The following is a 19,734-nucleotide window of genomic DNA, read 5'->3' as shown; positions in this document are numbered from 1 at the left end:
TCAGCCGGATCGCAGGGTGCGGCGCAGCCCGAGTCCGCGCTCCACCAGGACGACCACGACGACGGAGAGCAGGACGAGCAGGACGGAGAGGGAGGCGACGGACGGGTCGCTGCGGTACTCGACGTACTGGAGCACGGCCACCGGCAGCGGCACGGTGTTCTGCCCGGAGACGAACAGGGAGATGACGGTCTCGTCGAAGGAGAGCAGGAACGCGATGATCCCGCCGGAGAAGAGACCGGACCTGATGGTCGGCAGGGTGATCCGCCAGAAGGTGACGAGCCCGTTCGCGCCGAGCGTCCGCGCCGCCTCCTCCGCGCTCGGGTCGGCGGAGACCAGGGAGGCGGCGACCGTCCGTACGACGTAGGGGATGGTCACCCCGAGGTGGGCCAGGATCAGCCCCCAGTACGTGTCGGTGAGCGGGATCGGCGCCAGGATCAGCAGCAGCGCGAGCCCGAGCACGATGTGCGGCACGAGCAGCGGCGAGAGGAAGACCGCCTCGATCGCGGCGCGTCCCCGGAAGCGCAGCCGGGTCAGTGCGAGCGCGGCCGGTACGCCGGTGACGACGGCGAGCAGCGCGGTGACCGCGGCAGTGATCCCGCTGACCTTGAACCCCTCGCGGAAGGCGTCGTTGGCGAAGACCTGCCGGTAGGCGTCGAGACTGAAGCCCTCGGGCGGGAAGCGGAGGTAGGTGGAGGTGTCGAAGGACTCCACGAGCACGATGAGGATGGGCGCGAGGAGGAAGAGGTAGAGGACGGTCAGAAGGACGGCCCACAGGGCACGGGTCGGCCGGCGCGCGTTCATGAGCGGGCCTCCCGGGGTCCGGTGAAGCGGGCTTCGAGGGCCCGCTGGGCCCACAGGTAGACCGCGATGACCACGCCGAACACGGCGAGCAGCAGCATCGACAGCACGGCCGCGACCGGCCAGTCGAGGCTGGTGATGGCCTCGTCGTAGATCTCGGTGGCCAGGACGAAGACCCGGCCGCCGCCGATGAGCCGGGGCGTGACGTAGCCGCTGAGGCTGAGGACGAAGACCAGCAGCGCGGCGGTGAGCACCCCGGGCAGGGTGAGCGGCAGCACGACGCGGCGGAAGACCGTACGGCGCGGGGCGCCCAGGGAGGCGGCTGCGTGCTCCAGCGCCGGGTCGAGCCGGCCGAACCCGCTGATCATCGCGAGGATGGCGAACGGCATGTAGATCTCCGTCGAGGCGATGACCACGCCGGTGAGGTTGTTGGCGAGATGGAGCGGGCTGTCGATCAGACCGATGCCGGTGAGCGTCTTGTTGACGACGCCCTGACTGCCGAGGATCGCCATCCAGCCGAAGGTGCGCGCCACGGAGGAGATCAGCAGCGGCGCGATGGCGAGCGCGACGAGCAGGCTGCGCCAGCGGCTGGTGGTACGGGCGAGGAAGAGCGCCACCGGGTAGGAGACGAGGAGGGTGAACACGGTGACGAACACGCCGAGTTCGACGGTCTGCCCGATGACGTTCCAGTAGTGGGGGCTGGAGAGCACGTCGCCGAAGGTGGCGAGGGAGAGGGTCTGCCGGATGAGGCCGCCGTCCACCGACTCGTTGAACGACATGCGCACCACCCAGACCAGGGGCAGCGCGTACGTCAGCAGCAGCGCGAGCAGACCGGGCAGCAGCAGCGCGAGGGCGAGCCGGGCGGTGCCGCCGCGGCGCGGGGACGCCTGCGCGGGTGCCGGTGTCTTCTCGGGTACGGACGGCTCTCCGGGTACGGACGTCGTCGCGGGTACGGACGGCTTCTCCGGTACGGACGGCTTCTCCGGTACGGACGGCTTCTCCGGTACGGACGGCTTCTCCGGTACGGACGGCTTCTCGGGTACGGCGCCGGGGTCCGCCGTCATGACGGGCCCTCCGCGCTGTCGGGGGCGCCGGTGCCATCGGCGCTGTCGGTGCCGGCCCGGCCGTCGTCGGCCACCAGCCGGGGCGCCGCCGGGTCCCAGGACAGTTCCACCGCGGCGCCGGGGCCGAACGGCTCCTGCGTCCCGGTGGGCCGTTCGACGTCCAGGACGGGCCCGTCGGCGCCGACCCGTACCCGGTACGCGACGGTCTCGCCCGCGTACCCGGCGGAGAGCACCGTGCCGCGCGCGCCGCCGCCGCTGCCCGGGGCGGCCGGGGCGAGGGCGATCCGGTGCGGGCGCAGCATCACGGTGGCCGTACGGCCGGCCGCCACGGCGTCGCCCGCCGCGGCGACCGTGCCGAGGCCGGGCAGTTCGACCGGTGTACGGTCCCCGTCGCGGTCCCGGGCCGTACCGTCCAGCAGGTTGGCGCGGCCGACGAAGCGGGCGACGAAGGCGCGTTCGGGCCGCTCGTAGATGTCCTCCGGGGTGCCCACCTGCTCGATCCGGCCCTGGTTCATGACGGCCACGCGGTCGGCCATGGACAGGGCCTCCTGCTGGTCGTGCGTGACGAAGACGGTGGTGACCCCGGTCTCGCGCTGGATCCGGCAGATCTCGTCGCGCATGGCGGAGCGCAGCTGCGCGTCCAGGTTGGACAGGGGCTCGTCGAGCAGCAGCACGGCCGGCTCGACGACCAGCGCGCGGGCCAGGGCGACGCGCTGCTGCTGGCCGCCGGAGAGCTGGGCGATCCGGCGCCCGGCGAGATGGCCGAGACGGACGAGCGTGAGCGCGTCGTCGACCCGGCGCTTCAGCTCGGCCTTGGGGATCTTGCGCATCTCCAGGCCGAAGGCGACGTTGCGGGCGACGTCCAGGTGCGGGAAGAGCGCGTACGACTGGAAGACCACTCCCATGTCGCGGCGGTGCACGGGGGCGTCGGTGATGTCGCGGCCGTCGACCCGGACCCGCCCGGAGGTGGGCGGGACCAGCCCCGCGATCATGCGCAGCGTGGTGGACTTGCCGCAGCCGGAGGGCCCGAGGACGGCGAGCATCTTCCCGCGTTCCACGGCGAGGTCGACGGAGCGCACGGCGGCGCCGTCCTTGCCCGGGTAGATCTTGGCGAGCCCGTCGAGCACGAGGTGCCCGGGAGCCGCCTCCGGCGCGTCAGCCACCGATGACCTCCTGCTTGATGCGGTCGACCCAGCCGGTGTAGCGCGTGGTGAGCCAGCGCCAGTCGACGGGGATCTGGTTCTTCTGCTGCTCGGCGGAGGCCGTGGTGCGCTCCTTGGTCGCCGCGGCGAGCTCGACGTCCTTGTTGACGGGCGCGTAGAACGCCTCGTCGTCGAACGCCTTCTGGGCCTCGGCGCCGATGGCGTAGTTGATGAACTTCTGCGCGGCGGCGCTGTGCTGCGACTTGTTCACCAGGTTGATGGTGTTGACCTGGGTGACGGTGCCCTCCTTGGGGAGGACGGGCTGGACGGCGCCCTTGGACGCGTCCTTGTAGTACTGGCCGCGGGCGTTCCAGCCGACGGCTATGTCCGCGTCACCGGACTGGATCGCGGTGTAGACGTCCGGCGACGGCTGCCAGGTCTGGACGGACGGCGACAGCTCCTTCAGCTTGCCGATCGCCGGGTCGATGTCCTTCTTGTAGTCGCCGCCGAGGATCTTCTCCAGGGCGATGATCAGGGCGACGCCACGGGTGTCGGCGATGGGCATCGCCAGCTTGCCCTTGTACTGGGCGTCCCAGAGGTCGTTCCAGCTCGTCGGCGCCTTCTTGACGTTCTTCGCGTTGTAGAGGATCGAGAGGCTGTCGAAGGTGACGCCGGGGCCGTAGCCGTCCGGGCTCTTCGCGGTGTCGACGAGCCGCGCGACGTTGGGGACCTTCGACTCGTCGAGCGGGGCGAAGAGCTTCTCCTTGTTGGCCGTCGGCGCCACGGAGCTGTCCATGAGGGCGACGTCGGCGAGGGGGCGGGCGCTGCTCGCGCGCAGCTTGGCCAGCACCTCGGCGGAGTTCTGGATGGGGACGTACTTGACCGTGATGCCGGGGTTGGCCTTCTCGAAGGGCTTGATCACGGTCTTGGTGAAGGAGTCCTGGAAGGTGCCGTAGAACCCCATGAAGGTGATGGTCTGCTTGCCCCCGGAGTCCCCGCCGTCGGCGGCGGAGCCGGACGGGGAGGCCGCGTTGGAGGTGCAGGCCGTCGCCAGCAGGGCGGTGGTGGTCAGCGCGACGGCGGCGGTGAGGGTGGTGCGGAGGCTACGGCTCGAACGGCGGGAAGGCATGGCGGTCTCCGGTCGGACGGATCGGGAGATACGGGAAGTACGGGGGCTACGTGGCTATGGGCTACGGGGCTACGGCTACGAGGTGGGCGGCCACCCCGAACGCGGTGGACACCGGGAAGGGGCGGCGGGTGCCTCGGCGGGGCGACGCCGGGCCGGGGACCACGGGGGCGGCTACGCGCCGCCCGTCCGTGGTGCGGGGACCGACGTCCCACTACAGGACTCCCGTGCGTCGGTGCGCGGGATTCCGGCGTCCTGGAGCGGGGTGCCGGGGTGGCGGGCGTCGCCGAGGACGAGCATCAGCCGGTTGGCCCAGCCGAAGAGGGCGGCCGCGTGGACCAGGTCCGTCAGCTCGGCGTCGTCGAGCCCGGCGGCGCGCAGCGCGGCGAGGTGGCGGGCGTCGGCCCGCGGGGGCGTACGGGTCAGGGCCTCGGCGAAGCGGGCGACGGCGGCGGCGCGCGCGTCGGCGATGGGGCCGTCCGGCGCGCCGTCGACCGGGCTGCCCGGCGCGTCGGTGAGCGGGCTGTCCCCGACGCCGGGCTCCCCGGTGCCGGGCTCCCCCGTGCCGGCGTCCGGCTCGGGGGCGGTGAAGGCGGCGGCGCCGTCGCGCAGGACGCGCAGGGCGCGTGCCTCGTCACGGGAGAGCTGGGCGTACTTCCGGCCGTGCACGGAGGCGCAGTAGACGCAGCCGTTGACCCGGGAGACCACCAGCGTCGCCAGTTCGCGCTCGGCGCGGGGCAGGCCGCCGCGGCCGTACATGACCGCGTTGTAGACATGCGTGCGGTGGTCGAGCGCGGCCGGGTCGTGGAGCAGGGTGCGGTAGTACGGCGAGGCCGTGGAGAGCGTGGTGTGCGCGTCGACGACGGCGCGCTGCTCCGGCGTGAGCGCGTCCGCCTCGACGGCGGTGATCCGCGGCTGCCAGGTGAGCTGGTCGAGCGTGAAGGGCGCGGCCGGCGCGGCGGGGGCGCCCTTCACGGCCGAGGTGGCCGCGGGCTCCGCGGTCGTCGCCGGGCCGCCGGCCAGGAGCGCGAGTCCGGCGGCGACGCGTGCCTCGTACGAGACGAAGGCGCAGATCTGGGCGAGGGCGACCACGGCCGGCGCGTCGAGTCCCCGCGCGGCGAGACCGGCCAGGAGGTCGGCTCCGGCCAGGTCGGGCGCGAGGGTGACACGGTCGGTGAAGGCGAGGACGGCGGCGGTCAGCGCGAGGTCCTGCTCCTCCCCGGCGGCGTCCACGGGGACCGGGGCCTGCGCCAGGTCGCGGTAGGCGGCGGCGAGCCCGGGCTGCCCGGCGAGCTCGGCGGCGCGGGCGGCGGCGGTGATCCGCAGTCCGGTGGCGAGGGTCCCGGGGTCGGAGGGCAGGAGCAGAACGCGGCGGGCGGCGGCCGTGTGCTCGCCGATTCCGGCGCGGGGCGCGGTACCGGCTCCGGTGGGCCGCCCGGTCTCCTGGCTCATGGTCCGTCCTCCTCACCTGTGGTCCGTAGCTCCGCCGCGGGGCGCCCCGTATCCGGTGGGCCGCGCGTGTGTCCATCGTTCTGTCCGGCTGGTAAGACGCCCTCGTACGGACAGAACTCGCACGGACAGGAAAGGAAAGTTAGCCCCGGCCAGGGGCACCGCGCAAAGGTCCGCCCGGCCGCGAGGAGCGCTGTTCGGACCCCCGGGGCGGCGGCACGGGACCGGTCGCGGGCGGCTACCTGGTGCATCAGGTCGTGGCGGTGGCGTGGCAGACTGCCCGGGTAAGTGGATTTTCGGCCCCACCTGATGCATCAGGCCATCGGCGGGCCCTCCGGGAGATCCGTTTCGGGCGGACTCCGGCAGGGCCGGGCCAGGAAAAACTTCTCGCATGTTGAGACGCGGTCCAGAAGGTGAGACAGGGATGGCGGTCGCGGCGTACCGGACCGTGGCGGAGGATCTCCGGCGCCGGATCGAGGAGGGCGAGTTCGCCCCGGGCGATCCGCTCCCCTCCCGGGCCACTCTCGCGCGCCACTACGGCGTCGGCGCCAACGTCGCCGCGGCCGCTGTGCGCGTGCTGACCGTGGAAGGCCTGGTCAAGGGGCGCGCGGGGCGCGGCGTGTTCGTACGGGAGCGGCCCACCTCCGGGACGATGGCCCGCTCATGGACCCAGGAGCGCCTGCAGGGCCGGCTCGCGGTCACGGCGGGCGGACGCGACGCGGACTCGGACGCGGTACGGGGCGCGGACTCCGGGCACGACGGCCGTACGGTGCGCGGCACCCCTCGCTCCACCACCGGCGAGGCCCCCGAGGAGATCGCCCGGCGCCTGGGGGTCCCCGCCGCCGAGCCGGTGATCCGCAGCGAGTACCTGCTCACCCGGGACGGCAGACCGGCCATGCTCTGCGTGAGCTGGGAGCCGCTCGGCATCACCGGCGGCACCCCCGTGTCCCTGCCCGGCGCCGGTCCGCTGGCGGGGAGCAGTGTGGTGGCGCGGATGTCGTACATCGGCCTCCAGATCACGCACTCCACCGAGACGGTCACCGCGCGGACCGCCACCCGTGAGGAGGCGGACGCCCTCGATCTGACGCCGGGCGCGCCCGTCGCCGCCATCGAGCGCACGTACTTCGCCGGGGAACGCCCCCTGGAGACCGCGGACCTGGTCGTCCCCGGCGAGCGCTTCCGCCTCGCGTACGAGATCCCCGCCGAGCCGGCCGAGGGCTAGACGAGTCATTCCGAAGTCCCGTCTGCGGGGAGGCGCCGTGCACGCACATCCGCGGCGTTGTCGTCGGTCATCCCCAAGGTCTCGGCTTCGCTCGACCAGGGGAGACCCCATCCGCTCCTGCGTCGCTTCCCTCCTCCGCCTTGCGGCTGCGCTCGGCATCCGAAGGACAATTCAGCGCGCCGAGACGGAGCGAGCGGAGCGCACCTGACACCTCCCCGCCCGCCCCGAGGGGCGGACGACGCTACTTCGGAATGACTCGTCCAGCACACCGCGGGCCACGGACGGCGGGGACGTACGATCTGATCCGGCCCGGATCCGCTCCGGCCGCCGGTCCGGTCCCGTGCCGGTACGCACCCGTACCGGTCCTGTCCGGTGCCGGCCGTACGGATTCCGATCCCCCAGCGAGAGGCGAGCCCGGCGTGAACGACCTGTCGCCCGCGACGACTCAGGGCGCGGCCCCGGATCCCCGCCCCTTCGTCGAACTGCGCGCCGACCCGGAGGGGCACCGGCTGCTCCTGGCCGTCCGGCGGTTCGACGAGCCCTTCCTGCTGACGGCGTCGCTGTCGCACGGCGTGGGCTCCAGCCTGCTCGCCGTGGACCGGGGCAAGGCGGGCAAGGTGAAGGCCGCCGTCTTCCGGCGGATCGCCGGGCGGGTCGTCCTCGTCCAGCGCAACAAGCACCATCTCGCCACCGGTGACGCCGCCGCGGTCCGCGCCGGCGAGGAGTCCTTCGCCACGTCGGTGCTGTGGAGCGCCCCGGCGCTGAGCGAGCGGGACGGCGTCGTGGTGGTGGACGCGACCGGGCTCGCGCTCCTCGATCTCCACGGCGTGGCCGAGCAGTTGGCGGCGCCGGAGCAGGGCGGGTACGTGGTCGACCCGGCCGCCTCCTTCCCACTGCCGGACGAGGCGCACCAGGGCGCGCGCGGGGTGCGGCTGCCCGCGCTGCTGACCTTCCGCGGCTCCTCCCCCGGTGCGGCGGTGCGGGCCGTGGTGCCGGCGCCGGGCGCGGTCAGCGTCGTACAGCACGTCCATCTCGTGCCGCTGCCCGACCCACCGCTGCCGGTGCGCCGCTACCACCCCGGCTCCGGCGGGTACGGCATCGGCCACGACGACCACGGCGCCGGTACGGCGGCCGGTCGCCGGGTGCGGTTCCAGCCGCGGTTCCGGCTCGAACCGCTCGACCCGGACGCGCCGTCGGGCCCGGTGCGCCAACCGATCGTCTTCTCCGTCGACCCGGCCGTCCCCGAGCCGGTGCGGAGCGCGGTCGTGGCGGGCGGCAACTGGTGGCGGGAGGCGTTCGAGCGGGCCGGGTTCACCGACGCCTTCCGGGTCGAAGTGGCGGCCGAGGGCACCGACGACAACGATCTCGCCGTCAACTCCGTGCGCTGGGTGCACCGGGACGGCCGCGGCTGGTCGCACGGCCAGGGCCTCACGGACCCCCGCACCGGCGAGATCCTCAGCGGCCGGGTCCGGCTCGGCTCCCAGCGCGTGGAGCAGATCACCGCGCTCGCGGAGGCGCTGCACGCCCCGTACGGGCAGCCGGACGAGCGGGAGCGGCTGGCCGCCGTCGAGCGGCTGGTGCTCGGCCGGATGCGGCAGCTCGCGGCCCACGAGATCGGGCACGCGCTGGGCTTCATGCACAACTTCGCCAGTACGCACCATCCCCGCCCCTCCGTGATGGACTATCCGCATCCGCGGGTCACCGTCACCCCCGACGGCCGGGTGGACTCCTCGGAGGCGTACGGCGAAGGGCTCGGCCCGTGGGACCACTTCCTGGTCGCCCACGCCTACGGCCGCTTCCCGGACCGGGCCGGCGGACGGAAGGACGGCCGGGCCGGCGGACGGGCGGACGGCCGGGCCGACGGCCGGAACGACGGTCCGCCCGACGGACGCGACGACGTCCTGGCCGAAGAGGCCGCCCTCGCCGGACTGCGGCGCGCCGCGGCCGAACAGGGCCTCGTGTACGTCACCGACGAGGACGCCCACGCCCCGGACGCCGCGCACGCCGACGCGGTGCTCTGGATCACGCCCGTCGCGGACCCGTTCGCCGCGCTGGACGAGGCCCTGGCGGTACGGCGGGCCGCGCTGGCGGGATTCTCGCGCGCGGTGCTGCCGCCCGGCCGGCAGACCGGCGAGCTGGAGGAGCGCGCGGTGCTCCTCCAGCTCTACCACCGCTCCCAACTCGCCGCCGTGGGGCGCCTGATCGGCGGCACGCGCTACGCGTACGGGCTGGCCGGCGAGGAAGGCGGCGGCGCCGTCCCGGTGGCCGGGGACGTCCAACGCCGGGCCCTGGAAAGCCTGTCGGAGCTGCTCCGCCCCGAACACCTCGCCCTGCCCGCACCGGTGCTCGACGCGCTCACCCCGCCCGCCGTCCGGTACGGGCGGAGCACGGAGTACTTCGACACCCGGGCCGGCCGGGTCTTCGACCCGTTCAGCGCGGTGGAGGCGACGGCCGCGCTCGTCACGCAGGAGCTGCTGGACCCCGCCCGGCTCAACCGGCTGGGCTGGCAGCACGCGGCGGACCCGGCCGTCCCGGGCCCCGGAGAGGTCCTGGACAGCCTGCTGGACACGGTGTGGCGGGACGGAACCCCGGCGCCGGACGGCCTGGTGGCGGGTGCGGCCGTGCGGGAGACCGCGGGGTGGGTGGTGCTGCGCTCCGCCGTCGGCGCGGTACGGAGCGACCTGCTGCACGGCGTCGTACGGACACGGCTCACCGCCGCGCTGCGGCGGCTGGCGGAGGAACTGGGCCGGGCGGACGGCCCGGCGGAGCGCGAGGCGTCCGCGACGCTGACCGCCTTCCTGACGGGCGACGGCTCCACGCGCCTCGGCCCGCCGCCCCGCGTCCCGCCCGGCGCACCCATCTAGAGCCCTGCCGATGCTCGCAAACCAGCCTGACCTGCGGACATAAAAGCCCCGTAGATACCTCCCGAAGATCGTTGGCGTCTCGCTGAACAACCGGTGGGCCCCGGCCGTAATAGACAGCACGCTGCTGGGGCCGAGGCTGTCGGGGCCCGCCGAGGAGGTCTGTCAGGGATGTTCCGCCATCGCATCGCCGCCGCCGTTGTCACCGGCGTCTTACCACTGCTGCTCGCGGTGCCGACGGCGCTGACCGCGACCCCGGCGTACGCGCACGGCGCGCCGACCGACCCGTTGAGCCGTACCGCCGCGTGCGGCCCCGAGGGCGGTGCGGCGGCGTCGACCGCGGCCTGTCAGGCGGCCGTCGCCGCCAACGGCGGCCAGACGTTCGAGGCGTGGGACAACCTCCGTATCGCCGATGTCAACGGCAGGGACCAGGAGTTCGTGCCGGACGGGCGGCTCTGCAGCGGCGGCCTCGACGCGTACCGGGGTCTCGACCTCGCCCGCGCCGACTGGCCCGCCACACGGCTGACCCCCGGCGCCGGTCTCGATCTCACCTACCGCACGACGATCCCGCACACGGGAACGTTCAGCCTCTACCTCACCCGGGAGGGATACGACCCGACCACTCCGCTGCGCTGGTCCGATCTGGCCCCGCAGCCCTTCATGACGGTCACGGACCCGCCGGTCGTGAACGGCGCGTACCGCATGTCGGGCACGCTGCCGTCGAACCGTACCGGCCGGCACGTGCTCTACACGGTGTGGCGCAACACCAGCACGCCGGACACGTACTACTCGTGCTCCGACGTCGTCTTCCCCGAGGCGGCGGGCGGCTCGGGCGGCTCCGGCGGCTCGGGCGCAGCCGCCGGGACCGGCGCCTCCTCGGGCCAGGCCGTCCCCGGGCAGCCCGCCGTCCCGACCGCGCCGGCGTCCCCCACCGCCGTCCCGGACCCGGTGCCCGCGACCTCCGCCGCACCGTCCTCCCCCGAGGCGGCCGCCGTACCGTCCCCGGACGCCTCCGCCGCTCCCTCCGCGGCCACTCCCCCCGCCGACCAGCCCGTGCCCGCGGCCGCCGCTCCCCAGGCCGTCCCCGTGTCCGCCATATCGCCGTCCGAGTACCTGCCGGTGGCAGTGGGCGGGGTCATGGCGGTCGTGGGCATCGGAATCTTCGTGATGCTCAGGCGGCGTGCCCGCTGATCACCGCGCGCCTCCCCCGCAAGCACCGACCGTAAGGAGACCTCCTCCATGTCCCAGCCCCTCGAAACGGGCCTCCTGCGTGCCACCGCGCACAGTCCGTCCTGGGCCATGCTGAGCCGCCTGTCGCCGGACAACGGGCCGGCGGCCCCGTCAGGGCAGGAGCCCTACCGCAGGGCCGAGACGGCGCACGAGCAGCGCGTCGACTTCTGCATCCCGTGCAACCCCTACTTCCCCACGCCCGAGATGTTCGGCCGTATGCAGGGGTCCCTGGAGTCGATCCTCAAGTACTACCCGAGCGACGCGGACACCGTCACCGCCGAACTGTGCTCCGTGCTCGGCCTCAACCCGCAGACGGTCGCCATGGGCAACGGCTCGACCGAGCTGATCACCTGGATCGACCATCTGCTGGTCCGCGAGAGCCTGGCCATCCCGATCCCCACCTTCGGGCGCTGGACGGACCAGCCGCTGGAGACCGGCAAGCGCGTGGACATGTTCCCGCTCCAGGAGGAGCAGGACTTCACCCTCGACCTCCAGGAGTACGTACGGTTCATCCGCCAGCGGGGGTCGCGGGTCGCGGTGATCTGCAACCCCAACAACCCCGACGGCGGCTATCTGAAGCGGCACCAAGTGGTCTGGCTGCTCGACGAGTTGTCCGACCTCGACCTGGTGGTGGTCGACGAGTCGTTCATCGACTTCGTCGACGCGGAGCGCGCCCCGTCCGTCGCCGACGAGGCGTCGATCCGCTCCAACGTGATCGTGCTGAAGAGCCTCGGCAAGAACTTCGGGCTGCACGGCATCAGATTCGGCTACCTGGTGGCCAACCCGGCGCTCGCGGCGAAGGTGCGCAAGGCGCTGCCCAAGTGGAACCTCAACTCCTTCGCCGAGAGCGTCGTCTTCATGCTCAAGGAGTACGGGGTGGAGTACCACCAGTCCCTCGCGCTGCTCTCCCGTGACCGGGCGAACATGGCGCAGACCCTCGCCGCCGTCCCCGATCTGGTGGTCTTCCTGTCCCAGGGGAACTTCCTGCTGGTCAAGTTGCCCGACGGGGTGGACGGGGCGGCGCTGCGGGACCGGATGCTCACCCAGTACGGCGTCTTCATCCGCGAGTGCGGCAACAAGCTGGGCAGCACCAGCCAGTTCCTGCGGCTGGTGGTCCGGCCGCAGGAGGACGTCCAGCGGCTGGTGGCCGCGCTCCAGGCCTGCCTGCCGTCGGGCCCCACCGGCATGGCCCGCCCCCAGGCACACGCCGCGCCCGCGTCGCCCCCGTCCCTCCCGGCGCTGGCTCCGGCACGCTAGGGCCCCGGGGCGCGCACCGTCCCGTACCGCCGGCAGGTCCGAACGGGTCAATTGTCCCCGGGGCCGGAATAGGACGGGTGCGGGCCCCCGTTGGGCGACACATGACTTCCGACACCTCTGACCACACCGCCCGCTTCGGCCCGATCGGCATCTGGAGTTCCGCCCTGCACCGTCCCGCCCCCGGTGACGCCGGAGGCGTCGCGGAGGCCGTGGCCGAGCTGGACGAGCTCGGGTACGGCACGATCTGGGTCGGCGGCAGCCCCTCCGTCGAGGAGGCCGGGACCGTGGTCGCGGCGACCCGCCGGATCACCGTGGCGACCGGCATCCTCAGCGTCTGGCAGCACGAGGCGTCCGCGGTCGCGGAGCAGGTCGCCGCGGTCGAGCGGGCCTCGCCGGGACGCTTCGTCCTCGGGCTCGGGGTGAGCCACGACGCGCTCACCCCGCGGTACGCGCGCCCGTACTCGACGATGGTGGCGTATCTCGACGCGCTGGACGCCGCACCCGAGCCGGTGCCCGCCCGGAGCCGGGTGCTCGCCGCGCTGGGGCCGAGGATGCTGGCGCTGGCGAGCGACCGTTCGGTGGGCGCGCACCCGTACCTCGTCACGCCGGAGCACACCGCTCAGGCGAGGGCGGCGCTCGGTCCCGACGCCCTGCTGGCGCCCGAACTGGGCGTGGTCCTGGACACCGATGCCGACCGGGCCAGGACCACCGCGCGCGCGATGCTCTCCTTCTACCTCACGCTGCCCAACTACACGGACAATCTGCTGCGCCTCGGCTTCACCGACGACGACTTCGCGGACGGCGGGAGCGCCCGGCTGCTGGACGCGCTGTTCGCGCTCGGCGACAGCGACGCGGTCCGCGCCCGCGTCGACGCCCACCGCGCGGCGGGCGCGGACCATGTCGCACTCCAGGTGCTGACGCACGACCCGGCCGGCGGCCTGCCGCGCGCCGAGTGGCGCGAGCTGGCCGCCGCCCTCGCCCTTCCGGGCGCCGCGTAGGGACCGCGCGGCCGGCCCGCGCGCAAACGGGCCGCCCGCCGAGGCGCCCCGCCCCGCCGGCTACTCCGGCGGGGTGGGCGTCTCGTCGCAGCGGAACATCACCTGGATGTCCAGTTCGAGCTGGATGGTCGGCCCCACGATCGCGATACCCCTGGCCAGCATGGAACTCCAGTTCAGTGTGTAATCTTCCCGGTGGAGTTCTGTCCGTGCCTTGGCGGCGCAGCGGAGTTCTTCCCCGTAACCGCCATTCACGGATCCGAGATAGTCGGTCTCCAGACTGACCGTGCGGCTGATTCCGTGCAGGGTGAGGCTGCCGTGCACGGTCCACCTGTTGCCCGCATGACGCTGGAAGCGTTCGCTGACGAACTGGATGTACGGATAGTTCTCCACATCCAGGAAGTCCGCGGAGCGGAGATGGGTGTCCCGCGTATTGTTTCCGGTCGTAATGCTCGCCGCGTCGATGGTGCACTCGGCGTAGGAGTCCTCCGGCCGTTCGCCGACCCGTACCCCGCCGTCGAACCGGGTGAACCGGCCGTGCACATTGGCCATGCCGACATGGCGCGCGATAAACCGGACGGCCGTGTGCGGCGGGTCGAAGAGCCAGATGCCCGGCTGCGGCGGCTCCAGGGGGCGCGAGTGCTCCAGGGTGACCCGGAGGTGGCTCTGCCGGCCCGCGTCGACGTCCACCGTGAGCTGCGTGGGGAGCAGCCCGTCCGCCATGACCAGGACGGAGTACCGCCCGGTGGGCAGGCCGACGGTGAAGGTGCCGTACGGATCGGTGCGGCCCTTCATCACCACGTGTCCGGTGTGGTTCGCCTTCACCTGGATTTCGGCGCCGTCCATCGGGTGACCGTTGGGCTGGCCGACCTCCAGGGCGAGCGCCCCGGCCGTCAGGGGTATCCGGGACAGCACGTCCTTCGCTTTGCCGCCCGCTTTCGACTTCCCCCGTCGCAGTAACGAGAGGCCCATGATGACACCCTTCTTCCAGACACTGATATGGAGAGCCGAGAAACTCTCCAGAGAAGCGGTGGGCTCCTTTTCCGAGAATATCGGCCGCTTTTCACCGAGCGACCACGCCACCGCTGCCCCGACGAGTGTCCGGTCGCACGGGGGAAGAGGTGGCCCCGAGATAGTAGACCAGATCATCCACGCTTCAACGACCGGACTCCCGCGCATCCCGCCTGTGCTTGTCGGGTGAAGATTTCCGCAGGCCAGAAACAATTTCCTCACATTGTGACGGCCCTCGGGCAATGTATCTACGCGATGAATTCACCTTGCCGGAACATTCCGGAGCAAGCCGGCGCGCTCCCGCACCCGCAGGTCCGGGAGCGCCCGTCTGTCAGGAGGGGGCGGCGGCCAGCTCCGCGATCTCGTCGGGGCCCAGCGTCCTCCCGTAGACGCGGAAGTCGTCGACCGCCGCCCTGAGATACGGATCCGGGTACTGGGACCTGCCGATCCACCCGGACCGTACGGTGTTGCCGAAGTGCCGCGGCTCGACGGTGACACCGGTGTTGCGCCCGGCCTCCGCTCCGTCGACGTACAGCACCGCCGTTCCCGCTCCGTACGCGAGGGCGACATGGACCCACCGGTCGGCCGGCAACGCGGGCGCGTCGATGCGCTGTTCGGCCTCGCCGCCGCCCGACGTGACGGCGAACCGCAGCGTCCCGGCGTCACTGCGCGGGGTCAGGAACAGGTTGGCGGTGACGCCCGTCCCGATGTCGAAGATCCGGCTCCAGGTCTCGGGCGGCCCGTCCAGCCGGACCCAGGTCGCCAGGGAGTAGGCGGACGCACCCGCGAGGACGTTCGCCGCGACGGCGATGTGTCCGTCGGTCCCGTTCAGCGCCACGGCGCCCGCGAGGCGGCCCGCCGTCCAGGACGCGCCGCCCGCGAGGGTGGCCGTCCTCCCGTGGCCCGTCGCGTCGCCGGCCTCGGTGCCCGCGCCCTCGTCGAAGCGGTACCAGGCGGCGAAGGCCGGGGGCGGCGGCGCGGGCTCGCCGGTGAGCCAGTAGACGTGGTAACGCTGGTGGTGGACGCGGGCGATGGGCAGCAGCGAGACCTCCCGGGCATCGGCGCTCGCCGTGAACCGCATCGGCGCCTCGGCCGCCTTGCGCACCGACGCCGGGTCGAGCCGCGGCATCCCCGGGCCGGCCTCGTCGCCGTACGCCCCGGCCAGCACGACCGGCCCGTACAGCACGGCCCGTACGTCGGGGTCGTCGGGCGTCGGCTCGACGGTGACCCGCATCGGCAGCGACACCTCGACCCGGTCGCCCGCGCGCCAGGTGCGGTCGAGGACGAACCAGTTCCCCGGGGCCGGAACGCCGTTCACCGGGCGCCCGTTGAGCCGTACGGTGGCGCCGGAGGTCCAGCCCGGGATCCGGACCTGGAGCCGGTGGGCGGCCCGGCCCGCGGCCACGGTGAGCACGGTGGACGCCCGGTCCGGGAAGGCGGTGGTCTGCCGCCAGGTGATGCCCCGCTCCCGCCAGACCACTTCCGACGGGATGAACAGGTTGACGAGCAGGGTCTGTTCGTCGTGCGTGTAGACGGTGTCCGCGAACTTGGCGTGGGTCTCCATGCCGGAGCCGTGGTCGCAGGAGAAGTTGTCGTAGTCCGTGGAGTACACGTCCGGGTCGGGACCCATGAACGACGGCTGCCGCTTGTACGAGCCCGGCGCGAGCCCCGTGTAGTAGATGTTGAAGCCGTGCGCGGAGTCGGGGTCCTGCTCCCCGAGCATCTGGTTGAAGAGCGTCCGCTCGTAGTAGTCGAGCAGTTCGACGCGGCCGGGGGCGTGGCAGTGCATCAGCCGGGTGAGCTTCAGCATGTTGTAGCTGTTGCAGTTCTCGCAGCAGCCGTTGCTGAGCTGGGAGGCGATGGCGTCCGGCTCGTGGAACGCCTCGCCGTTGCTGTTCCCGCCGATGACATAGGTGTGGTGTTCGGTGACGATGCGCCAGAAGTTCTCGGCGATGTCCCGGTAGCGGGCGGGCAGCCCCTCCTCCCACAGCCGCATCGCGCCGACGGCCTTGGGGATCTGGGTGTTGGCGTGCAGTCCGGCCAGCCGGTCCTCGTTCCGCGCCAGCGGGTCGAAGACCCGTGCGTGGCTGAAACGCTCCGCGACCTGGAGCCAGCGGGCGTCGCCGGTGACCGTGTGCAGATCGGCGAGCACCTCGTTCATGCCGCCGAACTCGGTCTCCAGCACCCGCTGCATCGCGGCATCCGACAGCGGCGCCGTCCGCCGGTCCACCCACGCGGCCTGGGCCAGCAGTGTGTCGAGCGCCTGGGCGTTGCCCGCCAGCCGGTACTGGTCGAGCAGCCCGGCCATGATCTTGTGGATCGTGTAGTACGGCGCCCAGACGCCGGTGCCCGCTTCGAGGCGGTCGAAGAAGCTCTCGGGGAACGCGGAGAGATAGCCGCGGCCGTACCCCGACTCGGGGGATCTCGCCTGGCATGCGGCGAGCGCGGCCACGAGCCGGTCGCCCTTCTCGCGCACGGCGCGCTCGCCGGTGTTGGCGTAGGTGAGGGCGAGGCCCGAGAGGAGATGGCCGGTGGTGTGGCCGCGCAGTTCGACGGTCGGAGCCTCCCAGCCGCCGCAGGGCCGCGCGGTGCTGGGCAGCCCGACGTTCAGCCGGAAGGTGTGCAGCAGCCGGTCGGGGTCGACGAAGCGCAGATACGCCGTGTTGCGCGCCTGGTTGTCCCGGAACGGGCCCGCGAGCAGTGTCACCGCGCCGAGAGGAAACGGCTCGACGACGGCCGGCGCCCGCCGCCCGCCGCCGTCGGCAGGGTCACCGCCGACGGCGGTGCCTGCCGTGTCCGCCGGGGTCGCGGACGCGGCGGGCGCGTCGATCCCGCCCGCCGCGACGAATGCGGCGGCCGTACCGCCGGCCGCCGTACCGAGGAAGTGCCGTCGATCGAGTGGTTCGCGCATCGCAGGTCTCCGCATGTCGGGGGCTGTCAGCCCTAGGTGGTTGCCACCTTGGTTTGTTCGTCATTTCGAACGTTGTGCGACATGCTGTGCCGCTCCACGCTATCGAGGCCCCACGGGAAGTCAATGGCCCCGGGGGCGGGGCGCGGGCCGCGTGCCGGGGTGTGACAGGGCCCCTCATCCGGCTGTCTCGCAGGTCACGGGGCTGACACACTGAAGATATGGCACCTGAGCGGCACAGCGGCGGCAGCGGGAGCGGGAGCGGCGACGGCACCCGGGGCGGCCGTGGCGGTACGGAGCTGGGGCGTTTCCTGCGCGCGCGCCGCGCCCAGGTGACCCCGGCCGACGTCGGGCTCCCGGCCGGCCCGGGAATCCGCCGTACGCCCGGGCTGCGTCGCGAGGAACTGGCCACGCTCTCCGGGGTCAGCATCGACTACTACACGCGTCTGGAGCGTGGCCGGGAGTCCAATCCCAGCCCCTCCGTGGTGGACGCCCTGGCCGCCGCCCTGCTGCTGACGGCGGTCGAGCGGGAGCATCTGCGCGGTCTCGCCGCGCGCGCCGCGCGCACCACGCACGAGCCGGCGACCGCACCGAGCCGGTCCGTCGCCCCGGGGATCGAGCTGATGCTGGAGCGCATGCAGCCGTACCCCGCCTATCTGACCAGTCGCACCCTGGGCATCCTCGCCGCGAACACCAGCGGGGTGCGGCTGCTCGCCGGGATCTCCGACTGGCCGGTCGCGCAGCGCAACATCGCGCGCTACGTCTTCCTCCATCCCACGGCCCGCGGCCTCTTCGACGACTGGGACAACCAGATCCGCGGCTGCGTCGCCCGCCTGCGCGCCTTGGCCGGCACCGAGCCGGACGCCCCGGACCTCACCGGTCTCGTCGAGGAACTCCTGCTGAAGAGCCCGGAGTTCGCCCGTCTCTGGGAGCGTTACGACGTCGTGGGGCACACCTCGGGACGCAAGACCTTCCATCATCCCGACGCCGGCACCTTCACCCTCGGTTACCACGCCATGCAGGTGGAGGGCACCCGCGGCCAGCGTCTCACCACGTACAACGCGGAGCCCGGCACCCCCGACCACGCGGCGATGCTGCTGCTCGACTCCGCCGAACGTGTCGGTACCTCTCCGTAGGGTGACCGGCGGTGACACGGTGATGCCGGGTGAGCCCGAAGCTGCGAGGCTTGAGGTACGGACCATCACGCGCCCCGTCCTCCAGGAGGCTTCCGATGACCGGCGAAGCGGTGACGAACATCCAGGGCGAGCCATGGCTCTCTCCCCGGGAGAGCGCGGCTCTGGGCAGGGCGGCACGGGCCCGGGCGCACCGCTCCGCCCATGACGCGTTCGAGCCGGCCCCGCGCCGCGCGGACCCGGTGAGCGTCGTCGAAGAGCAGTCGGCGACGCGCGTGCCCGAACTCGTACCGATCCGCTACGGCCGGATGACGGAGTCCCCGTTCCGCTTCTACCGCGGCGCGGCCGCGATCATGGCGCGGGATCTGGCCCGCACCCCCACCTCCGGGCTGCGGGCGCAGTTGTGCGGCGACGCGCACCTGCTCAATTTCCGCCTGCTGGCGTCGCCGGAGCGCAACCTCCTCTTCGACATCAACGACTTCGACGAGACACTGCCCGGCCCCTGGGAGTGGGACGTCAAGAGGCTGGCGACCAGTCTGGTGATCGCGGGGCGGGAGAACGGCTACACGGACGCGGAGCGCGCCGCGATCGTACGGAGTACGGTCCGGTCGTACCGCGAGGAGATGCGCCACCTCGCGGCGCTGCCCCATCTCGCCGTCCGGTACGCGAAGGCCGACGCGGCGCAGATGGAGGCCCTGGCCTCCGGCCGGTTGCGGCAGCGTGGCCGCAAGCAGTTGTCCAAGGCCCTGGCGAAGGCGCGTACCCGGGACAGTCTCCAGGCCTTCGGGAAGCTGACGCGGGTGGTGGACGGGCGGCGGCGGATCGTCCCCGTACCCCCGGTCGTCATGCCGGTGACCGACCTGCTGCCGGGCCGGCAGCGGGCCGAGATCGAGGAGATGATCCGGGACCTCGTCGCGCGGTACGGGAGGACCCTGCGGCCGGACCACCGGCATCTGCTCCAGCAGTTCACCCTGGTCGACGTGGCGCGCAAGGTGGTCGGGGTCGGGAGCGTCGGCACCCGGTGCTGGATCATCCTGCTGGTGGGCCGGGACAGCGGGGACCCCCTGTTCCTCCAGGCGAAGGAGGCCGACGAGTCCGTGCTCGCCCCCTACGCGGGGAAGAGCGAGTTCAGCACACAGGGCGAGCGGGTCGTCACCGGCCAGCGCCTGATGCAGGCGGCCAGCGACATCTTCCTCGGCTGGGAACACGTGCACGCGCCCGACGGCAAGGAACGGGACTTCTACGTACGGCAGTTGCGCGACTGGAAGGGCATCGCGGAGCCGTCGATCATGGTGCCGCGCGGCATGGGCGTCTTCGGCGAACTGTGCGGCGCCACGCTCGCACGCGCCCACGCGCGCTCCGGCGACCGGATCGCCATCGCCGCCTATCTGGGACGCGGGGACGTGTTCGACCAGGCGCTCGTGCGCTTCGCCGAGAGCTACGCCGACCAGAACGAGCGTGATCACCAGGCGCTCGTCGACGCCGTCGCCTCCGGCCGGGTCGCGGCCCAGGCCGCCTGATCCTGATCCGGCGGCCGG

At 72.8% G+C, this 19,734-nt stretch carries 14 protein-coding genes; 7 read left to right on the top strand and 7 right to left on the bottom strand.

The annotated features are described in order from the left end of the window. From ACFXKG_RS01415 to ACFXKG_RS01395, 5 genes are all read right to left on the bottom strand, one after another. Nucleotides 1-801, bottom strand: coding sequence for an ABC transporter permease (locus ACFXKG_RS01415; RefSeq protein WP_365819968.1), 801 nt, complete (start codon nucleotides 799-801; stop codon nucleotides 1-3). Further along, nucleotides 798-1,862, bottom strand: a complete 1,065-nt coding sequence (locus ACFXKG_RS01410; RefSeq protein ID WP_384830454.1) for an ABC transporter permease subunit — start codon at nucleotides 1,860-1,862, stop codon at nucleotides 798-800. The genes ACFXKG_RS01415 and ACFXKG_RS01410 overlap by 4 nt, the downstream gene beginning before the upstream one ends. After that, a complete protein-coding gene (locus ACFXKG_RS01405) occupies nucleotides 1,859-3,025 on the bottom strand; it encodes an ABC transporter ATP-binding protein (protein WP_384830451.1) in 1,167 nt (388 codons plus the stop codon). Before ACFXKG_RS01405 ends, ACFXKG_RS01410 begins: the two co-directional genes overlap by 4 nt. Beyond that, nucleotides 3,018-4,133, bottom strand: coding sequence for an ABC transporter substrate-binding protein (locus ACFXKG_RS01400; RefSeq protein ID WP_384830448.1), 1,116 nt, complete (start codon nucleotides 4,131-4,133; stop codon nucleotides 3,018-3,020). The genes ACFXKG_RS01405 and ACFXKG_RS01400 overlap by 8 nt, the downstream gene beginning before the upstream one ends. Before the next feature lie 171 nt (nucleotides 4,134-4,304). After that, complete coding sequence (locus tag ACFXKG_RS01395; protein ID WP_384830445.1) at nucleotides 4,305-5,582, bottom strand: peroxidase-related enzyme; 1,278 nt, start codon at nucleotides 5,580-5,582, stop codon at nucleotides 4,305-4,307. Nucleotides 5,583-6,003: 421 nt separating this feature from the next. Here ACFXKG_RS01395 and ACFXKG_RS01390 point away from each other — a divergent pair, with 421 nt between their 5' ends. The 5 genes from ACFXKG_RS01390 (at nucleotide 6,004) to ACFXKG_RS01370 (ending at nucleotide 13,147) form a co-directional block, all read left to right on the top strand. Further along, nucleotides 6,004-6,801 carry a GntR family transcriptional regulator gene (locus tag ACFXKG_RS01390; RefSeq protein ID WP_384830442.1) on the top strand — a complete coding sequence of 266 codons (798 nt, stop codon included), beginning with the start codon at nucleotides 6,004-6,006 and terminating at the stop codon, nucleotides 6,799-6,801. Nucleotides 6,802-7,220: 419 nt separating this feature from the next. Further along, nucleotides 7,221-9,665, top strand: a complete 2,445-nt coding sequence (locus tag ACFXKG_RS01385; protein WP_384830439.1) for a zinc-dependent metalloprotease — start codon at nucleotides 7,221-7,223, stop codon at nucleotides 9,663-9,665. A 168-nt stretch (nucleotides 9,666-9,833) separates the two neighbouring features. Further along, nucleotides 9,834-10,853, top strand: a complete 1,020-nt coding sequence (locus ACFXKG_RS01380; RefSeq protein ID WP_384830436.1) for a lytic polysaccharide monooxygenase — start codon at nucleotides 9,834-9,836, stop codon at nucleotides 10,851-10,853. A gap of 48 nt (nucleotides 10,854-10,901) precedes the next feature. Next, nucleotides 10,902-12,149, top strand: a complete 1,248-nt coding sequence (locus tag ACFXKG_RS01375; RefSeq protein ID WP_384830433.1) for a pyridoxal phosphate-dependent aminotransferase — start codon at nucleotides 10,902-10,904, stop codon at nucleotides 12,147-12,149. 101 nt (nucleotides 12,150-12,250) lie between these two features. After that, a complete protein-coding gene (locus tag ACFXKG_RS01370; RefSeq protein WP_384830430.1) occupies nucleotides 12,251-13,147 on the top strand; it encodes an LLM class F420-dependent oxidoreductase in 897 nt (298 codons plus the stop codon). 60 nt (nucleotides 13,148-13,207) lie between these two features. Here the strand turns inward: ACFXKG_RS01370 and ACFXKG_RS01365 are convergent, their stop codons facing one another. Then, entirely contained in the window at nucleotides 13,208-14,116 is a 909-nt protein-coding gene (locus ACFXKG_RS01365; protein WP_384830427.1) for a YceI family protein, read from the bottom strand. A 370-nt stretch (nucleotides 14,117-14,486) separates the two neighbouring features. Beyond that, on the bottom strand, nucleotides 14,487-17,066 hold the full coding sequence (locus tag ACFXKG_RS01360; RefSeq protein ID WP_384830424.1) for a beta-L-arabinofuranosidase domain-containing protein: 2,580 nt from the start codon (nucleotides 17,064-17,066) through the stop codon (nucleotides 14,487-14,489). Nucleotides 17,067-17,284: 218 nt separating this feature from the next. Here ACFXKG_RS01360 and ACFXKG_RS01355 point away from each other — a divergent pair, with 218 nt between their 5' ends. Both ACFXKG_RS01355 and ACFXKG_RS01350 read left to right on the top strand, forming a co-directional pair. Continuing rightward, nucleotides 17,285-18,199, top strand: coding sequence for a helix-turn-helix transcriptional regulator (locus tag ACFXKG_RS01355; protein ID WP_384830421.1), 915 nt, complete (start codon nucleotides 17,285-17,287; stop codon nucleotides 18,197-18,199). Nucleotides 18,200-18,294: 95 nt separating this feature from the next. Continuing rightward, nucleotides 18,295-19,716, top strand: a complete 1,422-nt coding sequence (locus ACFXKG_RS01350) for a DUF2252 domain-containing protein (protein ID WP_384830418.1) — start codon at nucleotides 18,295-18,297, stop codon at nucleotides 19,714-19,716. The last annotated feature ends 18 nt before the right edge of the window (nucleotides 19,717-19,734 follow it).

The sequence above is a fragment of the Streptomyces sp. NPDC059255 genome, from assembly GCF_042752355.1.
Classification (GTDB): Bacteria; Actinomycetota; Actinomycetes; order Streptomycetales; family Streptomycetaceae; genus Streptomyces.
This window is presented reverse-complemented; position numbering and strand designations above follow the sequence as displayed.

Coding starts and splice junctions, on each gene's coding strand:
- ACFXKG_RS01355 (WP_384830421.1), top strand. CDS start 17,285: ATGGCACCTGAGCGGCACAGCGGCGGCAGCGGGAGCGGGAGCGGCGAC.
- ACFXKG_RS01400 (WP_384830448.1), bottom strand. CDS start 4,133: ATGCCTTCCCGCCGTTCGAGCCGTAGCCTCCGCACCACCCTCACCGCC.
- ACFXKG_RS01375 (WP_384830433.1), top strand. CDS start 10,902: ATGTCCCAGCCCCTCGAAACGGGCCTCCTGCGTGCCACCGCGCACAGT.
- ACFXKG_RS01395 (WP_384830445.1), bottom strand. CDS start 5,582: ATGAGCCAGGAGACCGGGCGGCCCACCGGAGCCGGTACCGCGCCCCGC.
- ACFXKG_RS01380 (WP_384830436.1), top strand. CDS start 9,834: ATGTTCCGCCATCGCATCGCCGCCGCCGTTGTCACCGGCGTCTTACCA.
- ACFXKG_RS01390 (WP_384830442.1), top strand. CDS start 6,004: ATGGCGGTCGCGGCGTACCGGACCGTGGCGGAGGATCTCCGGCGCCGG.
- ACFXKG_RS01415 (WP_365819968.1), bottom strand. CDS start 801: ATGAACGCGCGCCGGCCGACCCGTGCCCTGTGGGCCGTCCTTCTGACC.
- ACFXKG_RS01365 (WP_384830427.1), bottom strand. CDS start 14,116: ATGGGCCTCTCGTTACTGCGACGGGGGAAGTCGAAAGCGGGCGGCAAA.
- ACFXKG_RS01350 (WP_384830418.1), top strand. CDS start 18,295: ATGACCGGCGAAGCGGTGACGAACATCCAGGGCGAGCCATGGCTCTCT.
- ACFXKG_RS01370 (WP_384830430.1), top strand. CDS start 12,251: ATGACTTCCGACACCTCTGACCACACCGCCCGCTTCGGCCCGATCGGC.
- ACFXKG_RS01410 (WP_384830454.1), bottom strand. CDS start 1,862: ATGACGGCGGACCCCGGCGCCGTACCCGAGAAGCCGTCCGTACCGGAG.
- ACFXKG_RS01360 (WP_384830424.1), bottom strand. CDS start 17,066: ATGCGCGAACCACTCGATCGACGGCACTTCCTCGGTACGGCGGCCGGC.